This is a genomic window from Alteromonas sp. ABH4_457, assembly GCF_056160625.1.
Map to the genome: position 1 here is coordinate 302,797 of NZ_JBSWXN010000003.1, position 21,655 is coordinate 324,451.

Here is a 21,655-nt window from a genome sequence, read left to right on the forward strand (position 1 = left end):
AGTCGGTTAATTCAGCGGCGAGGGTTGCCATGTACGGTGAAAGCGGAATGTTTCTTCAGCCACTTTCAGCCCGGCGAAATCTTTGTCAGACATGCCCCATTGATCGATGCGGTTTTCCGGCCAGGTCCAGTCTTCCGGCGCACCCACTTTGTAATCTTCCGGCACTTTCTCAACGGCGGTAGAAAACTCTACAACCGCACCGAAAGGTGCGATGTAATAGGCAAACACGTTGTCACCCGGTCCGTGACGGCCCGGGCCCCAGGCAGGCGTACGTTTATCGTCGCGCAACCGGCCGACACCGCGCATCACCGCGTCCATATCCTGCATCTCAAATGCAATGTGATTCAGAGAGCTGAATCCTGCGCGTGCAAAAGCCGTGCTGTGGTGGGAGTCGTTACAGCGCACGAATACCATGCCTTTTGTGCGGTCTGACACGCGGAAGTTAAGCACCTCTTCCACAATATCAGCTGTGCGTTCTGCATCAGTGGCATTGAAAACCACATGCGTCAGTTTTACCGGCAAATCGTCATCGTCCAGCGCATCAACTTCTTCTGCATTCACAAGAAAACGTAATAATTCACCTTCAGGCAATTCCACAACAATGCCTTCACCACCACCCAGGTCAGTGCACGCTTCAGGCCGGCAAGGGAAACCGGACTGAGCGACACGTTCTTTCAGGGAAGTCAGTTCATCGCTTTCACACACAAATGTGACGCTGCGTACATACTTGCTGTCGCCTTCTTCCAGCGCAACCAGATAGGGGAATGTGCCGGAGCCGCGAATGTAATGTGTGTTGTTTTGCACGGCTGCAAGTTTGGTGCCCCACACATTCACCAGGAAATCTGCGGCTTTATCTGCTTCCGGCAGCACCATTTCTATACTGCGTAGTTTCATGCTTTATTCTCCAGTTCTCCGGCAACGGCCTCTATGCCGGCAAGGGCGCAATGCTCATCGACTTCACCGGTGTCACCGCTTATCCCCACAGCACCAAGGATATTGCCCTGACTGTCTTTAATCAGATTCCCCCCCGGAGATAACGCCAGTTCAACCCCGCTGATAGCGGTGACACTGGCAAAAAATACCGGATTATTCTTCGCTCTCTCTGCAATGCCACGGGTATTGAAGCCCATGCCAAGAGCACCTTTTGCTTTCGCCATAGCGATATCGAAACGGTATAAACTGGCCTTATCTTCCCGCTTGAAGGCGACCGGATGCGCACCGGCATCAAGTACAACAACTGCCAGCGGGTTCACGTTATTTTCTCTGGCATAACGCAGGGTGCCATCAATGATCTTATCAGCGAGGGCTAATGTTAATGTCATGCTATGGATTCCTGTTGTGGAGTGGCAGCGCAGGCACCATCAAGCTGGTGTTTCAGCTGCTGTAAAAGAGAGGCACAGCATTCACTGGCTGTACCGTAAACGTAGTAGTCAGGGCGCAGCAGTACCGCTCCCACACCGGCTTCTTCAAACCAGGCGGTCAGTTGCGGGTCGCGCCACTGGCTTAAATCGACCACTTCGATGTTCAGGTCCGGCAGGATACTCTTAACCTGAGTTAACGCTTTGCCCGCCACTTCCAGTCCCGAAACCAGTAGTCGCCAGTCGCCATGGGTTAAATCATCAAATAACTGTTCCGAGCCGTTAATATTCAAACGGGGCTGAATGAAGCGGCGGCCGGCCTGCGAAGTCTCTGCTGCAATAATGCCGTCTGTAACTGGCGGGATAAGATCGGCGGCCGTTGTAGGCAACTCACCTTTTTTCACCTTTTCCCGTATGTCGATATCTCGCTGCGCGGCCTTTTCCCGGTCCAGCATGCAGATATAACGACCTGCACCGACTGCGGCAGAGATAACAGCCCGCACATGAGGGTCACGCTCAGGCTGATATGTTTTAAGCAGGGATTCATTTGCCAGGCCTTTAGATACCAGGTCCAGTTTCCACGCCAGGTTGGCGACATCACGGAAACCATGGCACATGCCTTGCCCAAAAAACGGCGGAGTCTGATGGGCTGCATCACCGGCTAAAAAGACATTGCCGCATTTCCATTGTTCCGCCACGAGGCCGTGGAAACGGTAGGTCGCAGCCCGCACAATGTTATGCGGAACGCCGTTAAGATAAGGCGCAAGTAACTCTGCGACTTTTTCCGGCTGCATCATTTCCTGATCATCTTCACTGGGCAGCAACATTAATTCCCAGCGGCGGTGGTTACCCCTGCCGGGCACAACAGTCGCCGGACGTTCGGGATCACACATCATCACAGACAACTGCTGAATATTGGCATCGTCAGGTAAACCGGTCAGCGGCGGGAACTGGATCTCCCCTTCCACTTCAGCATCCACCACCAGCCAGGGCTCTTCAAACTGCAAATCGTCCAGCTTTATACCCAGCGATTTCCTGACCACGCTGCGGGCACCGTCACAGGCAATGACCCAGCGGGCCTGAACAGTTTCCGCTTTATCGCCGGTGCGGGTTTCCAGCGTTACGCTGCGTTTACCGGCGGTATCAGTCTGCTGACTGATCGAAATACATTCCGTGCCCAGACGCAGCGATACGTTGCTGAAACGGGACAGCGCATTTCGCAAGTGATCTTCCAGCTCAGGCTGATAAAAGAAGTAATCATTCGACCAGCCGTAAGGACGGGGCTTGCCCACTGTGCCCATATACCGGATGACACCGTGATCAGCGCCGATATGCAGATGACCGTCGGTGTCGCGCATATCTTTTAGAATGGTGTCGTGTAAGCCGACAGACTGGAATAAACGCACCATCTCATGGTCGAGGTGAACGGCGCGGGGTAACGGATACGGGTTCGCTTCTTTCTCCAGAACGACGACATTAAGCCCCCGTTTTCCCAGAAAATTGGCCGCAAGAGCCCCTACCGGCCCGCAGCCAATAATTGCTACATCATACATTGTAAATTTCCTTATGGCGGGCTAGCTGTCGCGGGCTGGCGTTTTGTACAAACGGCCTTCTTGCATAATCATCGCGATATTTTGCTTGTTCTGCATAATGGTGACGTCTTTGGTGGGGTCGCCGTCAATCAGCAGTAAGTCAGCCAGGTAACCTTCTTTTACCAGACCAAGCTCGTCACCCATCCCCATCAGCTGACCACCTAATTGTGTGGCTGCGTGCAGGGTTTCGGCAGGGGTATAACCGAAGTGCTCAACCCATAATTCCAGGTCGCGGGCATTGCGGCCGTTTGGGTTGAAAGGGAATCCGTAATCGCCGCCGGGCAGCATTCTTACACCTTTCGCTTTCAGCTCAGGTACCAATGCTTTAAGCTTAGACAGCACAATGGCAGCATCTTCCTTCATATGGGTCATGTCCATATGCGGCGGCGGGTTTGCATCCAGCGTGGCCTGAATAATACCGATAGTAGGTGCAACGAACATTTCGTCTTTCTTCGCCACCAGCATATCAATGGCTTCATCATCGGCGTAGGTACAGTGATACAGAATGCGGAAGCCGGCTTTAATCCCGAATTTCACCGCATCGCAGGCATGAGCATGACCGGTAAGCCACACATTGCTTTCTTTGGCCTGCTCACCGGCTGCCATTAATTCTTCTTCGGTATACAGCAACTCCAACGATGCACCGGGTTTCAGTGCGCTTTCGCCGCTAATAAGAAACTTGATGGCTTTCGCACCAATATCCGCACAGTCTTTGACGAACTCTTTGACACCTTCCGGACCACGGGAATGCAGTTCAACATGACCGGGATCGAGTTCAGAATCGTTGGGCGGCTCGCGCTCTACAGAGGAAGGAATTAAACGTGGACCGGGCAATCCACCGGTCACCAGGTGTTCATTTAATGAAATTTCCAGGGTTTTGCTCAAAGCGCCTGCAGAATAAGCACTGGTAAAGCCATGGTCGAGAAGAATACGGGCATTACGGGCTGCTGTCAGCGCCAGTTCCTCAGGGGGAAGGAACATGCCCGGTACAAATTTTTCCACCGACGTTGGCCAGGTAAGGTGAGCATGGGCTTCAACCATACCAGGCATGAGCGTTTTGCCCTTTGCGTCGATAACAATATCGTCTTCCTGAGCAGGAATGGCTGCGTCACTGATTTGAACAATACGTTTGTCTTCAATGGCAACAGAGCCGGAAACCAGGTCACTACCGCTGCCGTCGAAGATATTGGCGTTATTAATTATTGTACGCATAAGCGTCACCTATTCTTCTGGATATACGCTTATGTTGGCACTCTCAGTTATTTGTTCAAATATTTATTTTTTTGTTAAATATAGGTAAAAACTATACATCCAGGCACTGCACGGTATGGTCGATGAATGCCTGTGCTATTGCCGGTAACTTTCGTTCTGCCAGCCATAACAGGCCCACCTTGCGCTGGAAGGCAATTCCTTCAATTTTAATGGCCCGTAAAGAGCCGTTTTCCAGCTCAGATTTCACCACTTCATTAGGCAATATGGTGATGTAATCTGACGAGCGCACAATGGATTTTGTAGTAAGCAGCGAGTCACAGGAAATAGCATTGCCCGGCAGTGCTGCATTACTGTTGATAAACAAGGCATCAATTTGCCTGCGAAACCCGCCAACCTTGTCTGGTAATACCCAGCGCGCTGCTGCCAGTTGCTTCAGATTCATCATATCGGGAAGATCTTTATTCGCCTGCCCGACGATAATCGAAAACGGATCAGTCATCACCGGCAGTTCACAGAAATCTTCCGGCGAGTCCGTCATACCTGACGTCAGAATGGCCACATCCAGTTCGTAACTTTTCAGCAGACGCTGGGCTTTAGCGTCGTGACACTCAATAATTCGCAGATTAAATTTCGGATATTGCTCGCTGAAACTGTTAATCACCTTCCCCATCACAGACGCCAGCGCGCCTGGTGTTCCGCCAATATTCAGGGGACCGCCGATATCTTCCGCCAGCAGTTTGATTTCTTCCTGCGCAGAGATCAGCAGGCTGTCTACCGCCTGCGCTTTTATCTTCAAGGCTTCCCCTGCCGGGGTGAGCAGAATTCCCTGCCGGTTACGTTCAAAAAGCTTGGTTGCAAGAACACGTTCCAGCTGATTAATCGCTACGGAAACGGATGGTTGGGAAAGGTGCTCCGCCCGGGCAGCACCACTGATGGTGCCCTCCCGGCAAACCGCCAGGAAAAGACGCAATGTGCGGGGATCGATACGCATGACTCACTCCTATGCATTAAGTGCACTTATACTTTTTTATATTCAGGCAATAAAAAGCAATAGATGTAGTGTCGGCGATCACGCTTAAAAAAACAACGGTAATGAAAAAGGCCACGGTGCTGCCACCGTGGCCTTCCTCTCAACAATCAGGACGATTACTTAACAGTAAGCGTGCCTTTCATTACGCCGATGTGGCCGGGGAACGAGCAGAAGAACGTGTAGTCTTCGCCTGCTGCCAGAGCCTTAACATCAAAAGTAACGGCTGTTTCTTCGCCACCACCGATTACATCGGTCATTGCGATAACACGCTCGTCACCTGCTTTAACGTAGTTGTTTGCCAGACCAGCAGCAACACCGTCTCCGGCAACTGCCTGGGCATCTGCAGTTTTAGATAAAACCCAGTTGTGACCCATGACTTCTTTAGGCAATGTACCCGTGTGCTTCAGCGTTACTGTGTAGCTGTCGCAAGAAGCTGGTACTGTCATTTCAGATTTATTGAATTGCATCATATCAGTGCTGTCGATAGTGGTCGCACATTCTTCGCCAAAAGCGAAGCCACTAAACAAAACTGAGATCGCAACAATCGTTTTTTTCATCATTTATTTCCCATTGTATTAATCAATTACGTTTTACCAGACATTAACTTTTTTGTATAGATCTGGCATCACAACAAAATGATAATGAAAACAATTATCATTTATGGTTTAATGAATTTGTTTGGTTATGTGTACGGTTTTGTTATGCAAAAAGGTTTACTGGAACTGGAGAGTCATATCCGCAAAGGCGACGAGCCGGACAGCCCCCTGCTTGTCGATACCTACTTGCGCCGCATTGAACATGCATCTTCTTTATTACTTTCCACGTATGAGAAAGTGAGTTTGTACATCCACGCAGCCAGGTTGTTACTCGACACCGTATGCGACTGTTTTGTGGTGACGCACTGGCGGCACCACTGCCTTAACCAGATATACCGGCCGTTGTTAGCAGCACAACGTATGGTGACCTGCGACGACGAAGACCAGTTAATCCGTCAGTTCCGGCGGGAATTGAACATCCTGGCTCAATATTTTTTGTGAAGGACACAACATGTCAGAATATCGTATCGAAAAAGACAGTATGGGTGAACTTGAGGTACCTGCAAAAGCACTTTACGGCGCGCAGACTCAACGGGCAGTAAATAATTTTCCGGTGAGCGGCCAGCCAATGCCCCGCCCTTTTATTGAAGCGCTGGTGACCATTAAAAAAGCCGCCGCCAAAGCAAACTTATCTTTAGACTGTATAAACGCATCCACCAGCCACAACATCGTTAAAGCCTGTGATACTTTGCTGAACGATGATCAGATGATGCAGCATTTCCCGGTGGATGTGTTTCAGACCGGTTCCGGCACCAGCTCTAACATGAATGCCAACGAAGTGATTGCCACTCTGGCGAATAAGGCCGGCAGTGTTAATGTGCACCCCAACGACCACGTGAATTATGGTCAGAGCAGCAACGATGTGATCCCTACCTCTATCCACGTCAGCGCAGCAATTCAGGTACACCGCGTATTGCTTCCGGCGCTGACGCATCTGTCAGAAACCATCGGTGAAAAAGCGCAAACCCTGAAGGGTTATTGTAAAACCGGCAGAACTCACCTGATGGATGCCATGCCGGTTCGCATGGATCAGAGCCTGGGTGGCTGGAAAGCGCAGATTGACGCACAGATTAATGCGATTCAGCATCTGCAGCCTGCCCTGCAAACCCTTGCGCTGGGCGGAACTGCGGTAGGTACCGGTGTGAATGCTCATCCCGATTTTTCCTTTGCATTTAACCGTGAATTGTCTGCTCTTACGGATATTGACTTTCAACCCGGCGACAACTTCTTCGCGCTGATTGGCTCCCAGGACACCGCCGTTTCACTTTCAGGCCAGTTGAAGGCCACCGCCGTGACAATGATGAAAATAGCCAACGATCTGCGCTGGATGAACTCAGGCCCGCTGGCCGGACTGGGTGAAATCGCGTTGCCTGCTCTGCAACCGGGCTCATCTATCATGCCGGGCAAAGTTAACCCGGTTATTCCGGAAGCTGTTGCAATGGCGGCAGCACAGGTCATTGGCCACGATGCGGCAATCACCATTGGTGGCCAATCAGGTAATTTCGAACTGAATGTGATGCTGCCTGTGATTGCGTCCAACCTGCTGAACAGCCTGACACTCATCGCAAACAGCGCCACCATTCTGGCTGACAAAGCCATCGCCGGTTTCACAGTAAATCAGGAAACGCTGGAAAAAGCCCTGCACCGCAATCCGATTCTGGTGACCGCTCTGAACCCGGTCATCGGTTACGCCAACGCCGCAGAAATTGCCAAGAAGGCATACAAAGAGCAGCGTCCTGTGGTAGATGTCGCTGAGGAAATGACAGACATTCCCCGCGAGGAACTGATGAAGCTTATGGATCCGATGAAGCTGACAGAAAATACCGGAGAATAAAATGCACAGCGCCCGTTACGGGCGCTGTCTATTAAAGCTGTGGTCAGGATGGAACCTGAGCAAGGTTGTCTTTAAGAAACTCGGGAGCCAAATCTGCTCCGTTGGGCCAGGCAACGGTTTCCAATTCCTGATCGACAAATACTTTTGCGAAATAGGCTTCTTGCTTTAGGGGATCGAAAACCGGACCACTAAGCTTTCCCCGAAGATCCACTTCTCCTGCAGTTCCGTCGTTAAAACATACCCACAATTTAAAATCTTCCAGATATTTCGCACTTACTACATGAAGCATAACGTTACTCCAGCGGTTTGATTTTATTGAGCGGCTTACCACACTGTGCCCGGTGCCAGTTGTCAAGTAACTCCATCCGGTGAGCGGAAATCTACTCGTTAATTATATTTACCGCACGAACCGGCAACTTGCCACTTATTATAATACCGTCAAACGCAAAAATGGCTTATTACAGGCATAACAGAATAAAAGTGAATGGGGAATAATCCGATATTTACGAAATACCAGAATACATAAAAGGGATTTCTGTTAAACCTGTCCTTATTTAATCCTTTCGTACAGCAATACTCAGCGGCTGCGCCACAGAACTTTGCCAATGATATCTGCCGGTTTTACCCAGCCTATTTGTTCAGAAGTGATTGATTCAGCAATATTGTCGCCACCGAGATAGAGCCCGAGTTCAGGTTCCACAGAAATAACCCTTTTGATAAGCAGGCCGCGGGACTGACAACGAAAAGCGACAATGTCGTTAATGCGGGGGAGTCGCCAGAAAAGATGGCGCACCAGCACGAACGTACCGGCACTCAGTGCCGGCTCCATGCTGCGGCCATCAACGACGAGAAGTTTCAGCATCAGGCAAGTTTAGGATAGACCACTTGCTCTGCAGGCGGATACGGGCACGTAGCTGTGTAGGTTGCAATATCTTTGGAAGCCCAGAAGTATTCCGCAAACTGATTGACCAGATTAAGCAGCTCCACACCTTTGTCGCGACTGGTATGTTGCTTACAGGCAGAACCGGCCATCATGATTTTGTGTGCCAGTTCATGAACATCAGGAAATTTTTCAATTTGTGGTGCTTTAAAATAGTCACCCCAGATCACTCTGATTTCCTGTTTTACCTTTTCCGCATGTATTTCTTTTTCACGTACAAGTCGAACAAGCTGAGCCGGATTTTCACCGTTTAACTCTTCAATCAGATCAGCAAAGCGGATAACACTCAGCGCAGCCAGCTGTGCGCTGACGGGATCATAAATTTTGCAGGGAATATCACAGTGGGCACTGGCGCGCTCAAAATTGACCAGAGCATCCACTTTTTCAAGCAACTTATGGAACATGATTAATCTCCCTGCGTTAACGACTGGCGCTTGACGACTTTGTAAATCGCAAAGGCACATGCTGCGGCCGCTGCGGCAATGGAAGCATAAAACAGAACATGAAGAACTGTACTCGTCCAGTGGGCGTGATCATGGCCGGGGTGTGCCCATAAAAAAGGGCTGAACAGAACCAGCGATAACGCCAGTTGAAGCTTAAAAGACAGGTGTCTTAACATGCGGATGCTCCTTGTTAATTAATGTAGAGACCTTTGGTGGGTACTGATGTCGTCAGGTTTTATGGCGATGAAAGCAGGTCTCTGAAATTCTTCCGCTTCGCCGTGTCGCTTTTTAAACAGGTAGAGTTGTTCTGAGGCAATGCGCTTGCCCCAGATGGGCGCTGTTTCTGCAGGATTCGCCCTTTGAAGATGTTCAACATGCTGAAACACGCTGGTCAGCGCATTCAGAGCGAAGAGCAGATAGCCGTGCCGCTCGTAAAGATCGGCCAGATTGTGATAGCTCACCAGCAATGCACCGATGGCAGGCCGGATGCAGGGTTCGCTTTCGACCATGGCAACGGCTAATTCGACTGCGCGTAAATACTTAAGCCGCGCACCTTCGAAAACATCCGCGTCAAAGTCTCTGTTTCCGTCTTTAATGACACGCTCCCAGATAACGTAATGAGCATGACATTCTTTATTCATAACCTCGCCATCAGGCATGCAGCACCGCCACATTGTAATAAGGCATGGTTGAAAGCAGTCCGGCAGCCCGTATTTCAATGGCGCTCTTATAATGAACCAATCCGAGCTTGAAATATGCATCGCTAAGCAAGTCACCGAGCGACTCCAGCTTCAGTCGCATGGCGTCATTATCTCCCCCGTCCACTTCCAGCAAAATGGCTGCAATATCAAACGCACACCCAAGATAGGCAATAGCCTCTCTGTACTGGCCATCGGCATATAACATTGAGCCCTGATATTCATCTCTTGCCAGAAAGTGCACAGCCTGTTCCGGGTGGCTGTACACCCATTCAGTATGTTTTGGACACAGGAAGGTAATATCCATAATGACATCCTCTACGGTGAACAAGATTAGGTGATTTCCCGTTTTCTTAAGTCTACCTTAGATGCGAATGGATAATAATGCAAATGATAATTGTTACTATTTGATGGTAAATTTTATATCTCTGCTGAGCGCCTGGGATCAGAGCTCAAACAGGAAGTAATATCCGAAACCCACCAGGAAAGCCGGTATGCCGGAATAGAGCGTTGCCAGCAGCGCAGCGCGGGGAGAAAGCGCAATAGCCGGAAACAGCGCGTCTCCGTCGTTACTGATTGCGTTACCCAGTTGCGCAGAAAACGGCAGTGCGCCATTGAGGTACAGCGTGGTAACAAGTATTTGCGGACCACAACCGGGTAAGAAGCCGATGAGGATAGCCAGTGCTACGGCACTTGCCCCCATAGACTGAAATACATCGACTAAATCTACACCGAAGACCAGCATACTGATCTCAAAAAGCATGAACGCCATGATCACCCATACCAGCACGAATTGCGTGTCCAGTGCAGCCTTTCGTTTCCAGTCAGGGGGCTGTGACCCCGGATCTTCACTGGTTAATGAGGAATATCCCGTGCCCACACTTCCCGTAGCCCAGAGCGTAACACTCACAATTGCGAGAACAGCGCCTGACAGGATGAGTTGTTGCTCAGAAACAGGTAAATAGTCCGCAGGACTAATTTGCAGCGCCAAAGCCATGGCGATAAGCAGAGCAGGAATACTGATCACCAGCCAGAAACGTGTTGCCAGCCCGGTCAGTGCTTTGCTTACTCTCATGGACGCAGAAGTGTGACTGTCGTCCTGAGGACTGCTGAACTCATCTTCAATAAGTTTAGGCCGGTAGTTGTGAAAACGGTTAACAATGATTCCGGTAAGTGACCCCACCACCATGCCGACGGCCATCACTGTGAGACCATCTGCCGGCTGCCGGGCCAACAGTAAGAATGCCGCATCACCCATTGTACTGGTGAGCACTGCCACAACGGAACCGAAGCTTGCTACCCCTCTTGTGTATTGAGTAACAACAATGATTGCGCCACCGCAGCCGGGTAAAGCCCCCAGAAAAGCGGCAATGAAGACTTCATAAAACGGATGGCGGGCAATGAACCGGCTGATGGTCTCTGCGGGCACCCGTAATGTACACAGGTAATACAACGCCAGAGATGCGTAAACAAAAGCCCCCACCTGAAAGAACGCGTCAGCAAGAACCTGCTGAGTCGTTTCACGGCTGAAAGGCCACCATAAAAAAGAAAGCAGAATAACAGGCAGAAACAGACGCTTGTTCACAAGCCAACCGTGTGATTTCAGTGCAATACGCATCGTTTGCATTGTAGAAACAGATTCATTCATTTTGCTTCTCAAAAGCCTGCCCACAATTTAACCCATTGATATGGATTACCCCTGAATAGAATCATAGGATCAGCTGAGATAAAACTCAAATAAAAATCATTCTCATTAGCATAAATTCAATCTGTACTAGATGAGTGAAAATCATTATCATTACAAATTAGACTTTAGTTTATTTTGCATAAGATTTCAGGGACCGACATTCATGCTTTTCTCCTTAGTTGCCTTTCTCACTGCGCTGGCGGGAATGGCCTTACTGTACTTTTTCAATAAAAACCAGCGGTTTGCGTCTTCGCAGGGAGGTCCCGCTTTCAGGTACGCCGGCTATATTTTCCTCGGCGCTTCCCTGGTGATCTGGTTACAAATCATGACTGTCGCCGCAGCCATATTTACCTGGGCTCTTCTGCTAGCGGTGCTGTCCGTCATTGTGCCTGTTATGACGTTATTTAAAGCGGGAAAGGTAACGTGATATGAGCAGGCTTAAGCAAGAACAAAAAATCCGTACCGACTGGTGGAGTAAGAGTATTGCCTGCTGCTTACTTGGCCTGACTTTATCCTTCGCAATTATGGGACTATTCGCCTGGTATGGCCCGGGCGGGATCGGTGCCGTTAATAAGGACCAGTTTACCATGTGGATGGTCCCCTTCATCTGGTTGATAATCGTGGCATTTGGTTTTCTGTTTAAATCTGGCCGCAGTGCCTTTCTTTGGCTCGGAGCAGCAAACCTGGCTTGCTGGGGTCTTTTTGCCTTACTCAGGAGCGCAGTATGAAAATCCGCAGCGACATTATCCGTATCTATCAATCTGTACATACCTGGACAGGTATAACATCGGGCCTTGTACTCTTTATTGCCTTTTTCGCCGGTGCACTGACCATGTTCAAAGCCCCCATTACAGAATGGGCTATACCCGCTGATACGCATTTACCTCAGGTAGAACTGAATGAATATGATACGTTGATTCAACAGGCCGCAGCGGCGCATAAAAATGTTGTCAAAGGTTTTACTGTCAGCCTTGAAGAAAATCAATCTCCGCTTTTCTGGTATGAACAGGGTGGTGGAAGGGGTATCTCTCTGAACAGTGTGATTCTCAGTGCCTCGTTAAACGAACATGGTGAAGTGTACTCCAGCGTCAGCGAACAAAATGTGCTCGGAGATCTGATTGATCAACTGCACAGAACCGCAGGCATTCCCGGTAAAGTCGGACACGAAGATCTTGGCGTGGTGATAATGGGCATTGCCTCTGCACTCTACTTTGTTGCGCTGGTATCGGGGGTTATCTTTCTGCTGCCAACACTGGTGAAAAGCTTCTTCTCGCTTCGCCAGAAGAAAGGAGCCAGCCGTTTCTGGCTCGACACCCATAATCTGCTCGGCATCACCAGCCTGCCCTTCCACCTGATCATTGCCTGGACTGTGGTAGTGTTTGCTTTTCATGACATCATCTACGACGGACTGGACTACATTTATGGCGATGAGCCCATGTTTCAGCGCGGCGGTCAGTCTTCTGACGTCTACCCGCTTTCTGCCTTACCGCCGATGTCCAGTTTCATACAGAAGGTGAATGAAACCACAACAGGGTACCGGGTCAAACAACTCAGCTTTTCAAATCTGGATACAGAAAGAGCATCTGTACGCATTGATGTTGCAGGGGAAGGTGTGCTCCAGCGTACTGCCGATTCTGACGTGATCTTAATGCACCCTTTCACACAACAAGTTACCTACTCCACACTCAGCAGTGATGAAAATGGCGGATACTGGCCGCTGGTAAAAAGCTTATTTGCGCTGCATTTTGGTAACTTTGCAGGTACGTTTGGCCGCTGGGTATACTTCTTTTTAGGCCTGATGGGTGCAGCATTGTTCTACACAGGAAATTTACTGTGGCTGGAAAAGAGACGAAAGAAGCAGGCAGTGCAATCCACATCTAACGCGGTCATGGCAAACCTCACTGTTGGTGTGTGCGTGGGGTCAATGCTGGGCGTGGCAGCAACATTACTTTCTTCAAAATGGATGTACATATTCGGACAGCCGGTAAATCAGTCATACCTTTGGGTTTATTTCACTGTGTTCCTGCTGGCGTTGGCCTACAGCTTCCTGAAAGGTGCTGCACGCAGCGCCATTCATTTGCAACTCTTGTTGAGTTTATGTTGTGCTTGTATTCCTGTCACTACGCTTATCAGTCTCGTTTTACCCGCAGTATCGTGGCGGCTCACAGCCAGTAACCTGTGGATTGAAGCGACAGCCTGTATCTTCGCTTATGTATTTTTTAAAGGTGCTTTGAAGACCCGTGCGCGGGCTTTACGGGGAGAGAAAAATAGCATCTGGTATATAAAAGACGCTTCCGTTGATTCGCCTTCCGCGTCTGGCAAAATAGTGACGGAATGATAGCCATGACTATTGAAAAACAGCGGCAATTCGGGTCACGCCCCCAAACCATGAAAACGGCTCATACAACCATTAATTAATATCAATATTCATCATAGTTTACTCGCCCTACAATCAGCTCAACACATTAAATGTTAGTTTTTGTTTTGAGCATGGGGCACCAGACTATTATGAGTAGCGATTTCACTTATTCCATTAAGACCGTTCGCTTTGATGAGCACTACTCTCCTGCGGACGAAACACGTCTTACCACGAACTTTGCAAACCTGGCCCGTGGTGAAGCCCGCCAGGAAAACCTGCGCAAAGCAATTAACATGATAAATAACAACTTCAATAGTCTGGCACACTGGGATAACCCTAAAAAAGACCGTTATTCCGTTGAACTCGATATCGTGCATGTCGACGTTGATGTTGAAGGCAATGGTGAGACCTTCCCGACGATTGAAGTATTGAAAACCAGCGTTGTCGATCATTATACGAATAAACGTATTGAAGGCATTGTGGGTAACAATTTCTCGTCTTATGTGCGCGACTACGATTTCAGTGTGGTGTTACGCAAGCACAATGAGGGAAAAGACCATTTCTCTGTACCGGATAACTATGGTGAACTACACGGAAAAATGTTTCAGGACTTCATCAGTTCCGGCGCTTACAAAGAGAACTTCAGTAAACCGCCAGTGATCTGCCTGAGTGTTTCAGACAACAAAACCTATCACCGTACCAGTAATCAGCACCCGGTGTTAGGCACGGAATATAAACCTGATGAAACATCGTTAACGGAGCAGTATTTCAGAACCATGGGCATGAAAGTTCGTTATTTTATGCCTGTTAACAGCTCAGCGCCCTATGCGTTCTTTTTCTTCGGCGATCTGTTGAACGACTACAGCTTACTGGAGCTCATCAGCACGCTGAGCACCATGGAAACCTTCCAGAAGATTTATCGTCCGGAAATCTACAACACGAATTCTGTCGCCGGTGAAGTGTACAAGCCAAGTTTAAGAAATCACGATTATTCCGTTACTCAGGTGGTGTACGACAAAGAAGAACGTGCCCGCCTTGCCATCGAGCAGGGTAAATGGTGCGAAGAAAACTTCATTCAGAAACATCAAAATACGCTTCAGCAATGGGCCACCGGCGTTACTGCGTCAGCAATCTGATTTTAAGGTACAGGTAGTATTACAATGACAAAATTATTCCCGACCTCCACCGCCGGAAGTCTGCCAAAACCATCGTGGCTGGCGCAACCTGAACAGCTCTGGTCTCCATGGAAACTTGAGGGAGAAGCCCTCGCTGCAGGTAAAAACGATGCCCTTAGGGTGACGCTGCAAGAACAGGAAAAATCAGGTATCGATATTGTCAGTGACGGTGAACAGACCCGTCAGCACTTTGTCACAACCTTTATTGAAAACTTAAGCGGCGTTGACTTTGAAAATAAAAAGACAGTCAGAATTCGTAACCGCTACGATGCCAGCGTGCCCGGGATCGTCGGCCCGGTAAGCCGCCAGAAACCTGTGTTCATTGACGATGCTAAGTTCCTGCGGGCGCAAACCGATCGCCCCATCAAGTGGGCACTTCCCGGTCCGATGACCATGGTTGATACGCTCTATGATGATTATTATAAAGATCGTAAAACGTTAGCTTTCGAATTCGCAAAAGCGTTGAATGAAGAAGCTAAAGAGCTTGAAGCCGCAGGCGTGAATATTATTCAGTTTGATGAGCCTGCCTTTAACGTGTTCCTCGATGAAGTTAATGAGTGGGGAATCGAAGCGCTGGAAAAAGCCTGTGAAGGTTTAAAATGCGAGACTGCCGTTCACATTTGTTATGGCTACGGCATTAAAGCCAATACAGACTGGAAAAAAACTCTCGGTGCAGAGTGGCGTCATTATGAAAAAACGTTCCCTGCCATTCAGCAATCAAGCATCGACATTATTTCACTGGAGTGCCACAACGGGCGTGTGCCATTTGAAGTCCTTGAGTTACTTAAGGGTAAGAAAGTCATGGTTGGCGCCATTGATGTGGCTACCCCGGAAATTGAAACGGCAGAAGAAGTGGCAGCGACTATCCGGGAAGCACTGAAATACGTTGATGCGGACAAGCTTTATCCTTGTACCAACTGCGGCATGGCTCCTCTTTCCCGGGACATTGCGAGGGGTAAGCTTGAGGCCCTGGCAGCGGGCGCTGATATTGTCAGAAAAGAGCTATCTGCTTAATATCTGTTTTCTTGGGGATTGAAGCACATTAACCGTATTAACCGGTAATGTGCTTCCGATATATTTTTTGCCCGGCCGGCGAGACTTATAAATTAAATGCTGATAACGGGTGGGCGGATTGCAAGGTGAGTAATACCCGCTGCTCCGGCATTACTTTCAATTCATGAGACACTCTGGCACTCACAGTTTCCCCCGAATCCAGCGCAGCGAACAATAATCTGCTGCCACCTTCAAAGCGGCTGCGTAACACCGTCGCGTTTGCCTGCTCCGGCTTTTCGGTAATAATCACATCGTCGGGCCTTACCAGCAACTCCACTAATTCTTGCTGATTGTCAGCAGAATAAACCGGTGCGCTGCCGATAGCGGTTTCTACTTCATTGCCGGAAATACGCCCTTTGAGAAAACTGGCTTCACCAAGAAAACGTGCAACAAATTTACTGGCCGGCTTTTCAAAACACTGCTCAGGTGTATCCAGTTGTTCAAGTACACCTTTATTTAAGATCCCCACTCTGTCACCGACCGACAGGGCTTCATCCTGATCGTGGGTTACCCAAATTGCCGATACACCCGCCTTTTTGAGGGCATCACGAATATCCCATCGTAAGCTGTCTTTTAATGCGGCATCCAAATTGGAGAGCGGTTCGTCGAGTAATACATAAGCAGGCTCATGTGCCAGCGTTCTGGCCAATGCTACCCGCTGCTTTTGTCCACCGGATAACCGTGCTGGCTTAGCGTGCCGGAAGTCACTCAGTCCCAGTAATTCCAACCAGTGATCAGCCAACATATTGTCTTTCAATCTGAACTGAACATTTTGCTCTACGGTGAGATGGGGAAAGAGTGCAAAGTCCTGGAACACCATCCCCACGTTGCGTTTTTCCGGTGGTACCGATTTTTCTGGCGTGGAAACCCATCCACCCTGAGCAATTTTCCCTTCAGTTACGGGAATCAAACCCGCGAGTGCTTGTAAAACTGTCGTTTTTCCACAACCGGTGGGCCCGACTAACATTAAGATCTCGCTTTCGTTAAGCTTAAGATCTAAATTTCGCACTACTCGATTAGATCCATAATCGACTGATAAACCATTAACTTCTAGCATCAGGAATGTTGACTCTCATTAACTGAAAATTCTGCTTTTCGCTCGCCGGTAAGCATCAGGATTAACCCGAGCCCGGAAATAAACACCAGACATAAACCAGGTACGGCTGCACGTCCGAAATAGCCAGCTTCATAAACACGCCACAGGTACGTTGCTAACGTTTCAAAACCTGTAGGCCCGAGCATCAATGTTGCCGGTAATTCACGCATCACTTCAAGGAAAACCAATGCGGCACCTGCAATCATGCCCCGCGCAGTCAGAGGTAAGGTAATACGGAAAAACGCTTCTCTGGGCGAAGCCCCCAGTACCCGCGCAGCGTTTACCAGGCCACCATCCTGATTCTCAGTAGTACTGCGAACTGTACTCACAGCCAGCGGCAAAAAGCGCAATACATAGGCAATCACCAGCAAGCCCAGCGTCTGATACAGTACCGGAATTTGTAATCCGAGATAAACCAGCGCTGTGCCCATTACAATGCCGGGGACACCGAATCCAAAATACGTTATTCGCTCAAAGAATCGCCCTACCCGGCCGGCAATAGCGGCATGGGCAACGGGAATCGCCAGAATGACTGCGACAACCGCGGCCATCATGGAGGCGTAGGCGGAATTCCATGCATAGGTAATATCAAAGCCTTCAGCTCCCTCCCGGGCCAGCCACAGCACAAAAATACCAAGAGGCAGAACCAGAGACAACAGAATAACCGGTGAGAACAGACTCACAAAACCAAGACTTTTCGCCGGATGAACATGTATTTGAATGTGTTTGCCCGGTCGTTCTTTAGCACCACGGATTTGAGATTCGATGAAGAGAATAAGCACGACTATCAGCATTAACTGCAGCGATAGCATGGCTGCCTGACTGAGACCAAAGGCGTTGTATTCCACGAATATTACCCGGGTAAATGTATCCAGCCCCATGATTGCCGGCGTCCCGAAATCCGATAGCGCATACAGCGCCGCCAGCAATGCCCCGGCGGCAATACTGTTTACGACCCGTGGCAAAACGATGCGCCAGATACTGGCAGTTAATGATAATCCTAATGTACGGGCAGCGTTTATCTGGCTGGCATCAAGGCTGAGCAGCGCGGAACGGGTGGTCATCATCACAAACGGATAAGTGTACAACGTCATGACCAGCCCTGCCCCCCACAGTCCTTCCAGGGATGGCATGGTCAAACCGGTAAAGCTCTCGATTTCGCCGCCCCGGCCGAAAGAAAAATAGAGGGTAAATGCGCCGAGGTAACTTGGCATAGCCAGCGGTGCTGCAAATAAAATTAGCCACAACCGCTTTAAAGGCAAACTGACATATGCTGTGAGTAACGCCAGGGGCACCCCGACCATCACAGCCCCTGCCACCGTGAGCCCCATCAATGCCAGCGTATTCATTAATACAGTGATATTTCTGGTATCAAAAAACGCAGCATCATCAGAGGCAAGGGAAAATAAAACCCCGACGGGTAAAATTGCAATCACCGCAATGATGATTGCAAAGGGGTACGATTTAGGCAGGTTTTTCACAGAACGCCAACATTCCTCATTAAGTCTAATGTCGGTCTTATATCAGCTAACTTACGAAGATCCAAATCAGGAGGAGAAATACTGCTCAGAGGCGTGAGACCATCAGGCGGCGCTACGCCGCCGACCAGTGGAATTTCATAGGCTTCAGACGCCAGATAAGATTGCACTTCTCTGGTCAGCAGGTAACGGATAAAGTTTACCGGTAAATCACCTTCAGTGAGCGAAATAATGCCGGAGGCATTCACCAGGCACCCCGCATCACCTTTTGTGTAGGCAATATCTACGGTGGCATCCGGCTTGCCGGACTTAAGCCTTAACGTGTAGTAGTGATTGGCAAAGCCCAGGTCCACCTCACCACGCTCAACCCCCATCACCACACCGAGTTCACCGGCATATTTCTTCGCCCGGCTATTCACACCTTTCAGCCAGTTGGCCGTTGCTTTCTCACCTTCGAGAATGCGCATTGCGGTGACAAATGACTGAAAAGAGGCGTATGCAGGTGCCCAGCCCAGTTTCAAATCTGTGTCGGCAAGGGCCATCACACTGTCAGGGATCTGGTCTGCACTCACCCGCTCAGTATTAAAAGGTAAAGTGCGGATACGTCCGGTTACCGGCGACCACATAGGGTACTGAAAACCCGGTTTCAGCTGATTGACCATGTCGTCTGGCAGGGGCTTTGCCAGCCCCTGATCAGTAATCATACCAATAGAACCGGTATCTACTGCCCAGAACAAATCCGCCCGTTTCACGCCGGCTTTAGCTTCGGCGACCAGCATATTGGCCAGCTCGGCCGTCGCACCGCGACGAATTTGTAAATTCAGTTCCGGGTTCTTTTTCTTGATCGCTTCAAGGACATTTTCGTAAAGTCCGCCCTCGCCTCTGCCAAGATAAAGCGTGAGGTCGCCTTTCAATTTTGGCAGTGAATCAACAGATACCGCGGTTGCCGGATTAGCGAAGGACATGCCGGGTAACAGCCCGAGACCGCCAGCTAAACCAGCCAGTCCCAGGCCCCGGACGAATGTTCTGCGTTGCATAGTGATTCCTTAAAACACGCTCTTACGATTTTTTTCTGCTTCTGCCAGCAACGCATAGGCTTTATCTAACTTAACCTGCATGGCGTTGACAACTTCACGCACTGCATCCACGCCTTTGTCTTGCTCGATAGCTTGCGGTAAAGATACGTTAAAATCTTTCTCAAGATCTTCAACCAGTGGCGCATCCAATTCAATTAGCGCACCTTCAATACCTTCAAAACGTTGCAGGTAGGTATCAAACACCAGTGTGGTTGCCACTTCAGACAACTGTTCTGCATACTTTGCTACTACGCGGTCAAGACGTACTTTGATGTCATCAATGACTTCTGTTGGCGTTGTCGGTTCAGCTTCGGTGGTCTGAACCTGCTCGATAAGCCCTTTTTTCTGATATTGAGAGGCCAGTTTTACCGCCCCCAGGCCCTGCCAGAGGGCATGTACCAGTTTTGCCTCTTCAGCACGGACGGCTGTCGTAGCGGCCCCGCTATCGATGGCTGTTTTTACACCGTAAATGCCTTGCCAGATTGTGGCGTAAACAGGCACATACTGTGTCTCAATGGCTGAATGGAAATCTACTTCTTCCCAGTACTCAATCATAACGTCAGTATCGACTTTTCCTTTGCCCTGCTTTTCGTAGGCATCAACGACGGCACCAAATTTATCTTCCAGCCACTGCACTTCTTCTGAGTATTCGCCCAGGTGCGCGTGAAGGTTATTTACGTGATCACCGATAGCACCATTTGCTGATACCTGAGAAGAAAAACTGCCGGTAGAAAGTGCCAGCACTAAGGCAATTTTACAACGGGTTGATCCTGAGAAAGTCATGATTAATCCTTAAATGTTCATTTTTTGAAAATGATACTTATTATCAATTGGCAAGTAAAGCCATAGACGTTATGTGTTATAACAGTCAAACATACTCTGTCGCAGAAGAAAATCCCATGAATGCAAACACAAGTGAATGCCGCAATGAACGCAGCAGATGGGTGAAAGTAGCAACAGGTGCGGCGGTGTGCGTGGCTTCCCTGCTCTGCCTGCTAAAAATCGGCGGCTGGTTTATCACTGGTTCTGCTGCCATTCTCGGCTCACTTGCCGACAGTGGTATCGATTTACTGGTCAGTGTTGCAGCCGCAGGTGTGGCCTCATATGCCGCCCTTCAACCTGATACCAATCACAAATTCGGACACCATAAAGCAGAAGCGTTATTCGCTCTTGGCCAGGTCGCCCTGATAAGTGCTTCGGCATCGCTGGTATTGTGGGAGTCGGTGCATCATCTTGTGGATCCGGAACCGGTTACCCGACCTGACATTGCGGTTGGCGTACTTCTGTTTTCGCTGATTGCAACCATTCTGCTGGTATCATTCCAGACGCTGGCATTAAAGCGAACCCGTTCATTAATCATTCAGTCTGACCGGGCTCATTACATTGGCGACATCTTTGCTATTACCGGTGCGCTGCTGGCAGTATTCACAGGTAGTTACTACGATATTCCAAGACTGGATGCCGTGGCCGGTTTGACAATGGGATTAGTTCTCACACATTCCGCCTGGCAGGTAACAAAAATAGCCATTCCCCAACTCATGGACGAAGAGTTGCCTGCCGAAGATAAAGAAACCATAAAACAAATTCTTGAAGCCAATCCCAATGTTCTGAGCTACCACGCTTTGCGAACCCGCCGCGCCGGTGATAAGAGCTTTATACAGCTCGACATTCAGCTTGATGCCGGGCTGTCTTTCCGCGAAGCCCACGACATCACCGATGAAGTTGAATTGCAGATAGAAGATGCATTTACCGACGCCGACGTAATTATTCATGCTGATCCCGAGGGCGAAGCCAGACTTGAACGCAGGGTCATCGAGGATGTAGAGGATTATCCGGCGTCCGGTTCACAGTGATCAGGACACATCACGAAAATAAAAACAATTATCATTTGGATTTAACTTAAGATAGAATTAGGCGCTTTCATACTTGCTGCCTCTGGCGATCCACGGTAGTCACTCTTCTAAAACCAAGTATTAAGATTATGTTTTCACGCTTCAGAGACAGATTGCTGAGGGCATCGTTTACTGG

General features: G+C 49.3%; 25 protein-coding genes. 8 read left to right on the forward strand and 17 right to left on the reverse strand.

Translation table 11 applies throughout. From position 1 onward, the window contains the following. Positions 1-6 precede the first annotated feature (6 nt). From ACXAGR_RS07835 to azu, 6 genes are all read right to left on the reverse strand, one after another. On the reverse strand, positions 7-894 hold the full coding sequence (locus tag ACXAGR_RS07835; protein WP_474849167.1) for a VOC family protein: 888 nt from the start codon (positions 892-894) through the stop codon (positions 7-9). Continuing rightward, positions 891-1,322: a GlcG/HbpS family heme-binding protein gene (locus ACXAGR_RS07840; RefSeq protein ID WP_474849169.1), complete on the reverse strand. Its 432-nt coding sequence runs from the start codon at positions 1,320-1,322 to the stop codon at positions 891-893. The genes ACXAGR_RS07835 and ACXAGR_RS07840 overlap by 4 nt, the downstream gene beginning before the upstream one ends. After that, entirely contained in the window at positions 1,319-2,911 is a 1,593-nt protein-coding gene (mhpA, locus tag ACXAGR_RS07845) for a bifunctional 3-(3-hydroxy-phenyl)propionate/3-hydroxycinnamic acid hydroxylase MhpA (protein WP_474849171.1), read from the reverse strand. The genes ACXAGR_RS07840 and mhpA overlap by 4 nt, the downstream gene beginning before the upstream one ends. 21 nt (positions 2,912-2,932) lie before the next feature. After that, a complete protein-coding gene (locus tag ACXAGR_RS07850; protein WP_474849173.1) occupies positions 2,933-4,162 on the reverse strand; it encodes an amidohydrolase family protein in 1,230 nt (409 codons plus the stop codon). A 91-nt stretch (positions 4,163-4,253) separates the two neighbouring features. Continuing rightward, positions 4,254-5,153 (reverse strand): LysR family transcriptional regulator, encoded by a 900-nt coding sequence (locus tag ACXAGR_RS07855; RefSeq protein ID WP_474843899.1) that lies wholly within the window; start codon positions 5,151-5,153, stop codon positions 4,254-4,256. Positions 5,154-5,308: 155 nt separating this feature from the next. Next, the gene (gene azu, locus ACXAGR_RS07860) at positions 5,309-5,752 is read right to left on the reverse strand and encodes an azurin (RefSeq protein WP_119499654.1); all 444 of its coding nucleotides are present in this window, start codon (positions 5,750-5,752) and stop codon (positions 5,309-5,311) included. Positions 5,753-5,893: 141 nt separating this feature from the next. Between azu and ACXAGR_RS07865 the strand changes: the two genes are divergently transcribed. Both ACXAGR_RS07865 and ACXAGR_RS07870 read left to right on the forward strand, forming a co-directional pair. Next, positions 5,894-6,229 carry a hypothetical protein gene (locus ACXAGR_RS07865; protein WP_303573418.1) on the forward strand — a complete coding sequence of 112 codons (336 nt, stop codon included), beginning with the start codon at positions 5,894-5,896 and terminating at the stop codon, positions 6,227-6,229. A gap of 10 nt (positions 6,230-6,239) precedes the next feature. Next, positions 6,240-7,622 carry a class II fumarate hydratase gene (locus ACXAGR_RS07870; RefSeq protein WP_474849175.1) on the forward strand — a complete coding sequence of 461 codons (1,383 nt, stop codon included), beginning with the start codon at positions 6,240-6,242 and terminating at the stop codon, positions 7,620-7,622. A 43-nt stretch (positions 7,623-7,665) separates the two neighbouring features. On the opposite strand, the gene ACXAGR_RS07875 is transcribed toward ACXAGR_RS07870, so the two are convergent. From ACXAGR_RS07875 to ACXAGR_RS07905, 7 genes are all read right to left on the reverse strand, one after another. After that, the gene (locus ACXAGR_RS07875) at positions 7,666-7,911 is read right to left on the reverse strand and encodes a DUF2442 domain-containing protein (protein ID WP_474843903.1); all 246 of its coding nucleotides are present in this window, start codon (positions 7,909-7,911) and stop codon (positions 7,666-7,668) included. Between the two features lie 288 nt (positions 7,912-8,199). Then, on the reverse strand, positions 8,200-8,484 hold the full coding sequence (locus ACXAGR_RS07880; protein WP_474843905.1) for a S26 family signal peptidase: 285 nt from the start codon (positions 8,482-8,484) through the stop codon (positions 8,200-8,202). After that, complete coding sequence (gene sodN / locus ACXAGR_RS07885) at positions 8,484-8,966, reverse strand: superoxide dismutase, Ni (protein ID WP_474843907.1); 483 nt, start codon at positions 8,964-8,966, stop codon at positions 8,484-8,486. Before sodN ends, ACXAGR_RS07880 begins: the two co-directional genes overlap by 1 nt. Before the next feature lie 2 nt (positions 8,967-8,968). Beyond that, complete coding sequence (locus ACXAGR_RS07890; RefSeq protein ID WP_474843909.1) at positions 8,969-9,181, reverse strand: hypothetical protein; 213 nt, start codon at positions 9,179-9,181, stop codon at positions 8,969-8,971. 18 nt (positions 9,182-9,199) lie between these two features. Then, a complete protein-coding gene (locus ACXAGR_RS07895) occupies positions 9,200-9,646 on the reverse strand; it encodes a hypothetical protein (RefSeq protein ID WP_474849177.1) in 447 nt (148 codons plus the stop codon). A 10-nt stretch (positions 9,647-9,656) separates the two neighbouring features. After that, positions 9,657-10,010 carry a hypothetical protein gene (locus tag ACXAGR_RS07900; protein ID WP_119499646.1) on the reverse strand — a complete coding sequence of 118 codons (354 nt, stop codon included), beginning with the start codon at positions 10,008-10,010 and terminating at the stop codon, positions 9,657-9,659. A gap of 138 nt (positions 10,011-10,148) precedes the next feature. After that, complete coding sequence (locus tag ACXAGR_RS07905) at positions 10,149-11,351, reverse strand: putative manganese transporter (protein ID WP_474843913.1); 1,203 nt, start codon at positions 11,349-11,351, stop codon at positions 10,149-10,151. Positions 11,352-11,553: 202 nt separating this feature from the next. Between ACXAGR_RS07905 and ACXAGR_RS07910 the strand changes: the two genes are divergently transcribed. From ACXAGR_RS07910 to ACXAGR_RS07930, 5 genes are all read left to right on the forward strand, one after another. Beyond that, positions 11,554-11,817, forward strand: coding sequence for a hypothetical protein (locus ACXAGR_RS07910; protein WP_474849179.1), 264 nt, complete (start codon positions 11,554-11,556; stop codon positions 11,815-11,817). 1 nt (position 11,818) lies between these two features. After that, positions 11,819-12,118: a hypothetical protein gene (locus ACXAGR_RS07915; protein ID WP_119499643.1), complete on the forward strand. Its 300-nt coding sequence runs from the start codon at positions 11,819-11,821 to the stop codon at positions 12,116-12,118. Further along, the gene (locus tag ACXAGR_RS07920; RefSeq protein ID WP_474849181.1) at positions 12,115-13,728 is read left to right on the forward strand and encodes a PepSY-associated TM helix domain-containing protein; all 1,614 of its coding nucleotides are present in this window, start codon (positions 12,115-12,117) and stop codon (positions 13,726-13,728) included. The genes ACXAGR_RS07915 and ACXAGR_RS07920 overlap by 4 nt, the downstream gene beginning before the upstream one ends. Positions 13,729-13,898: 170 nt before the next feature. Further along, positions 13,899-14,885 carry a DUF1852 domain-containing protein gene (locus tag ACXAGR_RS07925; protein WP_474849183.1) on the forward strand — a complete coding sequence of 329 codons (987 nt, stop codon included), beginning with the start codon at positions 13,899-13,901 and terminating at the stop codon, positions 14,883-14,885. A 24-nt stretch (positions 14,886-14,909) separates the two neighbouring features. Further along, complete coding sequence (locus tag ACXAGR_RS07930) at positions 14,910-15,938, forward strand: methionine synthase (protein WP_474849185.1); 1,029 nt, start codon at positions 14,910-14,912, stop codon at positions 15,936-15,938. 85 nt (positions 15,939-16,023) lie between these two features. Here ACXAGR_RS07930 and ACXAGR_RS07935 read toward each other — a convergent pair whose 3' ends face one another. The 4 genes from ACXAGR_RS07935 to ACXAGR_RS07950 are packed head-to-tail and all read right to left on the reverse strand — an operon-like array spanning position 16,024 to position 20,410. After that, positions 16,024-17,034, reverse strand: coding sequence for an ABC transporter ATP-binding protein (locus ACXAGR_RS07935; protein WP_474849187.1), 1,011 nt, complete (start codon positions 17,032-17,034; stop codon positions 16,024-16,026). After that, positions 17,034-18,554, reverse strand: coding sequence for an ABC transporter permease (locus ACXAGR_RS07940; protein WP_474843926.1), 1,521 nt, complete (start codon positions 18,552-18,554; stop codon positions 17,034-17,036). Before ACXAGR_RS07940 ends, ACXAGR_RS07935 begins: the two co-directional genes overlap by 1 nt. Next, the gene (locus ACXAGR_RS07945; protein WP_474849189.1) at positions 18,551-19,588 is read right to left on the reverse strand and encodes an extracellular solute-binding protein; all 1,038 of its coding nucleotides are present in this window, start codon (positions 19,586-19,588) and stop codon (positions 18,551-18,553) included. The genes ACXAGR_RS07940 and ACXAGR_RS07945 overlap by 4 nt, the downstream gene beginning before the upstream one ends. 9 nt (positions 19,589-19,597) lie before the next feature. Then, complete coding sequence (locus tag ACXAGR_RS07950) at positions 19,598-20,410, reverse strand: hypothetical protein (RefSeq protein ID WP_474843928.1); 813 nt, start codon at positions 20,408-20,410, stop codon at positions 19,598-19,600. A 116-nt stretch (positions 20,411-20,526) separates the two neighbouring features. Here ACXAGR_RS07950 and ACXAGR_RS07955 point away from each other — a divergent pair, with 116 nt between their 5' ends. Next, positions 20,527-21,480, forward strand: a complete 954-nt coding sequence (locus ACXAGR_RS07955) for a cation diffusion facilitator family transporter (RefSeq protein WP_474849191.1) — start codon at positions 20,527-20,529, stop codon at positions 21,478-21,480. The last annotated feature ends 175 nt before the right edge of the window (positions 21,481-21,655 follow it).

What these genes read in the sequence shown, in the direction of transcription:
- ACXAGR_RS07835 (WP_474849167.1), bottom strand. Translation starts at nt 894, where the DNA reads ATGAAACTACGCAGTATAGAAATGGTGCTGCCGGAAGCAGATAAAGCC.
- ACXAGR_RS07840 (WP_474849169.1), bottom strand. Translation starts at nt 1,322, where the DNA reads ATGACATTAACATTAGCCCTCGCTGATAAGATCATTGATGGCACCCTG.
- mhpA (WP_474849171.1), bottom strand. Translation starts at nt 2,911, where the DNA reads ATGTATGATGTAGCAATTATTGGCTGCGGGCCGGTAGGGGCTCTTGCG.
- ACXAGR_RS07850 (WP_474849173.1), bottom strand. Translation starts at nt 4,162, where the DNA reads ATGCGTACAATAATTAATAACGCCAATATCTTCGACGGCAGCGGTAGT.
- ACXAGR_RS07855 (WP_474843899.1), bottom strand. Translation starts at nt 5,153, where the DNA reads ATGCGTATCGATCCCCGCACATTGCGTCTTTTCCTGGCGGTTTGCCGG.
- azu (WP_119499654.1), bottom strand. Translation starts at nt 5,752, where the DNA reads ATGATGAAAAAAACGATTGTTGCGATCTCAGTTTTGTTTAGTGGCTTC.
- ACXAGR_RS07865 (WP_303573418.1), top strand. Translation starts at nt 5,894, where the DNA reads ATGCAAAAAGGTTTACTGGAACTGGAGAGTCATATCCGCAAAGGCGAC.
- ACXAGR_RS07870 (WP_474849175.1), top strand. Translation starts at nt 6,240, where the DNA reads ATGTCAGAATATCGTATCGAAAAAGACAGTATGGGTGAACTTGAGGTA.
- ACXAGR_RS07875 (WP_474843903.1), bottom strand. Translation starts at nt 7,911, where the DNA reads ATGCTTCATGTAGTAAGTGCGAAATATCTGGAAGATTTTAAATTGTGG.
- ACXAGR_RS07880 (WP_474843905.1), bottom strand. Translation starts at nt 8,484, where the DNA reads ATGCTGAAACTTCTCGTCGTTGATGGCCGCAGCATGGAGCCGGCACTG.
- sodN (WP_474843907.1), bottom strand. Translation starts at nt 8,966, where the DNA reads ATGTTCCATAAGTTGCTTGAAAAAGTGGATGCTCTGGTCAATTTTGAG.
- ACXAGR_RS07890 (WP_474843909.1), bottom strand. Translation starts at nt 9,181, where the DNA reads ATGTTAAGACACCTGTCTTTTAAGCTTCAACTGGCGTTATCGCTGGTT.
- ACXAGR_RS07895 (WP_474849177.1), bottom strand. Translation starts at nt 9,646, where the DNA reads ATGAATAAAGAATGTCATGCTCATTACGTTATCTGGGAGCGTGTCATT.
- ACXAGR_RS07900 (WP_119499646.1), bottom strand. Translation starts at nt 10,010, where the DNA reads ATGGATATTACCTTCCTGTGTCCAAAACATACTGAATGGGTGTACAGC.
- ACXAGR_RS07905 (WP_474843913.1), bottom strand. Translation starts at nt 11,351, where the DNA reads ATGAATGAATCTGTTTCTACAATGCAAACGATGCGTATTGCACTGAAA.
- ACXAGR_RS07910 (WP_474849179.1), top strand. Translation starts at nt 11,554, where the DNA reads ATGCTTTTCTCCTTAGTTGCCTTTCTCACTGCGCTGGCGGGAATGGCC.
- ACXAGR_RS07915 (WP_119499643.1), top strand. Translation starts at nt 11,819, where the DNA reads ATGAGCAGGCTTAAGCAAGAACAAAAAATCCGTACCGACTGGTGGAGT.
- ACXAGR_RS07920 (WP_474849181.1), top strand. Translation starts at nt 12,115, where the DNA reads ATGAAAATCCGCAGCGACATTATCCGTATCTATCAATCTGTACATACC.
- ACXAGR_RS07925 (WP_474849183.1), top strand. Translation starts at nt 13,899, where the DNA reads ATGAGTAGCGATTTCACTTATTCCATTAAGACCGTTCGCTTTGATGAG.
- ACXAGR_RS07930 (WP_474849185.1), top strand. Translation starts at nt 14,910, where the DNA reads ATGACAAAATTATTCCCGACCTCCACCGCCGGAAGTCTGCCAAAACCA.
- ACXAGR_RS07935 (WP_474849187.1), bottom strand. Translation starts at nt 17,034, where the DNA reads ATGCTAGAAGTTAATGGTTTATCAGTCGATTATGGATCTAATCGAGTA.
- ACXAGR_RS07945 (WP_474849189.1), bottom strand. Translation starts at nt 19,588, where the DNA reads ATGCAACGCAGAACATTCGTCCGGGGCCTGGGACTGGCTGGTTTAGCT.
- ACXAGR_RS07950 (WP_474843928.1), bottom strand. Translation starts at nt 20,410, where the DNA reads ATGACTTTCTCAGGATCAACCCGTTGTAAAATTGCCTTAGTGCTGGCA.
- ACXAGR_RS07955 (WP_474849191.1), top strand. Translation starts at nt 20,527, where the DNA reads ATGAATGCAAACACAAGTGAATGCCGCAATGAACGCAGCAGATGGGTG.